Origin of the sequence: Candidatus Synechococcus spongiarum SH4, from assembly GCF_000586015.1 — a bacterium.
In the GTDB taxonomy this organism is placed as follows: domain Bacteria; phylum Cyanobacteriota; class Cyanobacteriia; order PCC-6307; family Cyanobiaceae; genus Synechococcus_B; species Synechococcus_B spongiarum_F.
In genome coordinates this window covers 1-3,850 of record NZ_JENA01000163.1, presented here as the reverse complement: position 1 = coordinate 3,850, position 3,850 = coordinate 1, and the positions used below count along the sequence as shown (strand labels likewise).

Here is a 3,850-nt window from a genome sequence, read left to right as displayed (position 1 = left end):
GGGCGCCGTGGACCAGCTCCCAGTCGCTCTGCTCCTGAGTTATGTGGCTGATGGCCACCAAGTGATCCAACACCCCCTCCGCCAACTCCCCCTGGCCGTGGTCCGCCAACTGGTCCGCCAACGCCAGGATCCGCTGACGCAACGGGGATGGACTGTCCGTCAGGGCGCCGCAGGAATCAGTTGAGATGCTTGTCAATGGTGTTGGATAGCGTGGTCTTGGGGACAGCCCCCACCACCGTATCCACCCGCTGCCCATCCTTGAACACCATCAGGGTGGGGATGCTGCGAATCCCGAACTGACTGGCCACGTTGGGATTTTCGTCCGTATTGAGCTTGACCACCTTGATCTTGCCGTCCAGCTCAACGGCAATCTCGTCGATGATGGGGGCCACCATGCGGCATGGTCCACACCAGGGCGCCCAGAAATCCACCAACACGGGAACATCGCTTTTGAGCACGTCCGCCTCAAAGGAAGCATCGGTCACCGGGGCGGCGTTCGACATGTCACTGGGTTTCCTGGGACGCCAACTGTAGCAGACAACCGGCCCCTTCAGCGGCCCATGCCAAGCTGTTGGGCTTTCTGGTACACCTTCCCCTCGCTCAGCAGGGACGGGGCCACCACAATTTCCACCTGGTGCATCTCCTTGATGGTGCGCGCCCCCAGGGTTCCCATGGAGGTGTGCAAGGCGCCCATCAGGTTGTGGGTGCCGTCGTCCAACCGGGCAGGACCCTGGAGAATCTGTTCCAGGTTGCCCGTGGCGCCCACCCGGATGCGGGTGCCCCGGGGCAGCACCGGCGACGGGGTGGCCATGCCCCAATGGAATCCGCCTCCCGGCGCTTCCTCCGCACGGGCAATGGGGGAGCCGATCATCACCCCATCGGCCCCACAGGCGATGCACTTGCAGATGTCCCCCCCGGTGACGATGCCCCCATCGGCAATGATGGGCACGTAGGGACCACCACTGCATTCCACGTCGTCCCGGGCAGCGGCGCAGTCGGCAATGGCTGTGGCCTGGGGAACCCCCACCCCCAGCACACCCCGGGAGGTGCAGGCGGCGCCAGGACCAATGCCCACCATCACCCCCGCGGCCCCGGCCTGGATGAGCTCCATGCACACCCCGTAGGTGACGCAGTTGCCCAGCACCACCGGCACGGGCATTTCCTGACAAAACGCCTTGAGGTCCAGCTTGTTCTGGCCGGGGGGCTCTGGTGACGGGTGGAGACCACCGTTGCTTGCACAAAGAACACATCCGCTCCCGCCGTGGCCACGGCATGGCCAAAGGCCATGGCCCCCGCCGGGGTGGCGCTCACCGCGGCAATGCCCCCTGCAGCCTTGATCTGCCGCACCCGCTCCACAATGAGTTCTTCCCGGATCGGTTTGCTATACAGTTCCTGCATCAAGCCCACAAATCCTTCCCCCTCCACCGCGGCAATCTGCTCAAGAGCGCTGCCGGGATCGTCGTATCGGGCTTGCAGACCCTCCAGATTCAAGACACCCAAAGCGCCCAACTGTGAGAGTTGCACCGCCATGGACACATCGACAACGCTATCCATGGCGCTGGCAATGACGGGCATGGGACGTTCAATGCCCCCCAGGGTCCAATGGCTCTGCACCAGGGAAGGATCCACGGTGCCGTCGCCAGGGACAAGAGCAATCTCGTCAATGCCGTAAGCCCGTCGCACATGACGGGTCCGGCTCAACTGAATGTCCACGCGTTGTGCAGAAGTAGTTCATGGAGCGTATCAAGGCAAACGAACCTGTGGAGGAGGTTCCCGGACTCAGAACCCATAGCCAGGAGATGGCGTCCCTCTTTGATCTGCGCCTGCAAATCCTCAATGAGGGCTTCCGCACAGGCGGGTTGCCCCTGCGCATTGAACGGCGCGGGGAGCGGTTGGGATTGCGGGGCCGGTTGCCGCGGCGGGACGGGGCGGGGTTTCAGATGCAGCGCCTCAGCCTGGGCCTCAAGGCTGACGGGACGGGTCTGGAGACGGCTGTGCAACGGCTGCACCAGGTTTGCGGAGATCTGGCCGGTGGTCGCTTCTGCTGGAGCCGGTGGCCTTCCAACCGGCCCCGTTGCCAACGGCCCCATCGGCAGGGAGCGGGGGGCGCCGCTGACGGGTTCACCCACGCCTTGCAGCGCTTCCGGGAGGCTTTCGAGTCCGACCCTGTGCGCAGCCGGAATCCGGCGGGGCGGCGCAGCACCTGGGCCACCGCCTATTGGCCCTATCTGCGGCGGCTGGCCATGGTGCAGGAGCAGCACCACCATCCCCTGGGTCGGGCGTTGCTGGTGCAGACCCTGGAGAGCTACCAACTGGCCAGCCGCAGCCGCCAGCAGTGCGGCACGGTGTTGGCGGCCCTGGCCCGTCAAGAGGGCATCCCCTTGCCTGAGGATTGGGCGGTGCGGTCAGGGGGATACGGTCTGCACCGGGCCGGCCATCGCCAACTTCCCACCGACCGGCAGATCATGGCGGCATGGCACAGGATCCCCAATCCAGCCTGGCGCTGGGTGTTGGGTGTGATGGCCACCTATGGTCTGCGCAATCACGAGGTGTTTTTCTGTGACTGCTCAGCCCTCCATGGGGACGGCGCCCCCGTGGTGCAGGTTCTGGCCACCAGCAAAACCGGCGAGCGCCAAGTCTGGCCCTTTCTACCGGAATGGGTCAAGCACTTCACCCTGGCCGACGTGCGGCGGCCACCGGTCGCCACCGACCTGGAGCAGGTCACCCTGCAACAGGTGGGGCGGCGGGTGATGGAGCAGTTCCGCCGCTACAAGGTGGGCTTCAGCCCCTATGACCTGCGCCACGCCTGGGCCGTGCGCACCATTCACCTGGGCCTCCCCGACACCGTGGCCGCCCGCATGATGGGCCATTCCGTGGCCATCCATACCCGCACCTATCACCACTGGATGACCCACCGTGATCAACAACAGGCCGTGAACACCGCCCTGGCGCGGCGCCACACCGCCGACAGCCCATGAGCCGTCGCCCCCTCCGCACCTTCGCCTATGGCCATCCCTGGTTCTACCACTTGGTGACCGGCATCGGCGCCCTGCCGGTGGGTGGTCCCCAGCGGTTGCGCCAACTCTGCGCCCAACGGTTGGCGCCCCGGCTGCCGGCGCAAGCGGCAGTGCTGGATCTCTGTTGTGGCGGCGGTGCAGCCAGTGGGCCTCTATTGGCCCGTGGTTTCCAGGTCACGGGATTGGACTGTTCCCGTCAAGCCCTGGAACGGGCGGCGCGCACCCATCCGAAGCTGGTGACGGTGCAGGGGTTGGCGGAGCAGCCGCCGTTGGCGCCGGAGCAGTTTGCGGGGGTGCAGATCAGCCTGGCGCTCCATGAGTTCCATCGCCCTGCCCGGCTGGCGCTGCTGAAGGCGGCCTTGGGGCTGCTTCAGCCCGGCGGCTGGTTTGCGGCCCTGGATCTGCAACCCACCCGTGGCCTGCTGGGTTGGCCCCAGCAGTGGTTTGTCCACTTGTTCGAGACGGACACCGCCGTGGATTTTCTCACCTCCAACCTGGGGGCGGACTTGACCATGGTGGGCTATGGCTCCGTTGCCGTTGAAACCCTGGCCCTGGGCTCCCTCCAGTTGGTGAGCGCCCGGAAACCCTCTCCTTCCCCTGCGCCATGACCCCATCCCCAAAAAAACCACAAGAGCAGGAGCACTCTTTGGATGCCGCAGCGGCGGATCTGGGTTCCGGCGGCGCCACGGCCCCAGAGCGGGATGCCACCGCCTATCGCCGCCGCATGGAACGGCGCCAGCAGGTGCAGGAACAACGGGTGCAGGCCCGTCAGCGTGAGAAGGGATTGCGGCTGGTGTTCACAGGCCGGGGCAAGGGCAAAACCACGGCGGGGC

At 65.9% G+C, this 3,850-nt stretch carries 4 protein-coding genes and 2 pseudogenes; 3 read left to right on the top strand and 3 right to left on the bottom strand.

The window, feature by feature from the left end:
- The 3 genes and pseudogenes from BG35_RS13130 to BG35_RS10895 form a co-directional block, all read right to left on the bottom strand.
- Window positions 1-196 (bottom strand): hypothetical protein (locus BG35_RS13130; RefSeq protein WP_161632570.1); only part of this gene is annotated, 196 nt, incomplete at its 3' end.
- Entirely contained in the window at window positions 177-503 is a 327-nt protein-coding gene (gene trxA / locus BG35_RS0107500) for a thioredoxin (protein WP_025782341.1), read from the bottom strand. The genes BG35_RS13130 and trxA, both read right to left, overlap by 20 nt.
- 47 nt (window positions 504-550) lie before the next feature.
- Window positions 551-1,713 (bottom strand): annotated as a pseudogene (locus BG35_RS10895) (GuaB3 family IMP dehydrogenase-related protein).
- Between the two features lie 86 nt (window positions 1,714-1,799).
- On the opposite strand from BG35_RS10895, the gene BG35_RS0107490 reads away from it, so the two are divergent.
- From BG35_RS0107490 to BG35_RS10890, 3 genes and pseudogenes are all read left to right on the top strand, one after another.
- Window positions 1,800-2,978 carry a site-specific integrase gene (locus BG35_RS0107490; RefSeq protein ID WP_025782340.1) on the top strand — a complete coding sequence of 393 codons (1,179 nt, stop codon included), beginning with the start codon at window positions 1,800-1,802 and terminating at the stop codon, window positions 2,976-2,978.
- A complete protein-coding gene (locus tag BG35_RS0107485; protein ID WP_025782339.1) occupies window positions 2,975-3,625 on the top strand; it encodes a class I SAM-dependent methyltransferase in 651 nt (216 codons plus the stop codon). The genes BG35_RS0107490 and BG35_RS0107485 overlap by 4 nt, the downstream gene beginning before the upstream one ends.
- Window positions 3,622-3,850, top strand: a pseudogene (locus tag BG35_RS10890) (cob(I)yrinic acid a,c-diamide adenosyltransferase); the annotation flags it as partial. The gene BG35_RS0107485 and the pseudogene BG35_RS10890, both read left to right, overlap by 4 nt.